This window comes from Oleiphilus sp. HI0080, assembly GCF_001635135.1.
Map to the genome: position 1 here is coordinate 1 of NZ_LWFU01001056.1, position 966 is coordinate 966.

At 50.0% G+C, this 966-nt stretch carries 2 protein-coding genes; both read right to left on the bottom strand.

Features of this window, described 5'->3' with window-relative positions; genetic code table 11:
• The coding region (gene lolB / locus A3751_RS19595) for a lipoprotein insertase outer membrane protein LolB (RefSeq protein ID WP_068458628.1) at nucleotides 1–539 on the bottom strand (539 nt) is incomplete at its 3' end.
• 2 nt (nucleotides 540–541) lie between these two features.
• On the bottom strand, nucleotides 542–966 hold a 425-nt coding region (locus A3751_RS19600; protein WP_156492656.1), incomplete at its 5' end, for a tetratricopeptide repeat protein.

Genomic DNA, 966 nt, shown 5'->3' on the forward strand with positions numbered 1-966 from the left:
AGGCCATTTACGTCGTGGTATCGGTCCAGTTCAATCATCCATTGATCTTGGGTAATTGAAGACACAAGCCCCCGCTCATCTTTGACCTCTATTGCGGATGACTGGGGTGCGGGTACTCCTTTTATCCAGTAGCGAATTCTTTGAACAGGAAGAGGCATCCCAAGCAATTGCTCTAGCGCTTCATTAGGGTAGGGCGATTGGATTGGCTCTTCTCCGCTCTCGTTAATCTCAATCCAGGTGGGCGTGCCTAGAATATTGACTGAACCGAGTCCAAGAAAAGTAGAGCTGAGTTGAATGTCGTATTGATCTGCCGTCTGTTTCCAGGTGTTGATAGCAACGCTAAAGGCTTCGTCCGTATTTCGAAAGCCGAGCTTTCCGGAGAGCTGAAAGTCTTCAATTTGATAGAGTTTTTCTCGAAGAACCTTGGGGCTTTCGTCGCCGGAATATTCAATAAAATTGGATGCGCAGCCGCTCGTAATGCTTAATGCTACGATGAGAGCAGCCGTAATGATAGGGCATCCAAAACTTCTAGTCGCCACGATTATTCTTCCGCCTGGTTGGTCTCTTGCGCATCTGAAGCTGGGGCAGAGTCAGTTGCCTCAGTATTCTCATCGTTCGGCTCTGCCGTGTCATTAAGGTCTTCAAGCATCTCTGGAGCAAGTCGTTCTAACGTTGCGCGAAGCACAGGATGGTCTGGTTGCTGGCGCAGGCTGTTGTTCCAAACTTTTTTGGCTTCCTCGGTTTTGCCTTCAACCCATAGTACTTCGCCTAGATGTGCACCGACTTCTCCATCGGGGTAGTTGATGTAAGCTTTACTTAAAAGCGCGAGTGCTTCTTCGTTCTTGCCGAGCTTAAACAGTGCCCAGCCCATGCTGTCCATGATCGCTGGGTTATCAGGGCGAAGCGCGAGCGCCAGCGTGATGAGCTGCAGGGCTTCTTCAAGGCGATCTGTTTTGTCTGCGAGGG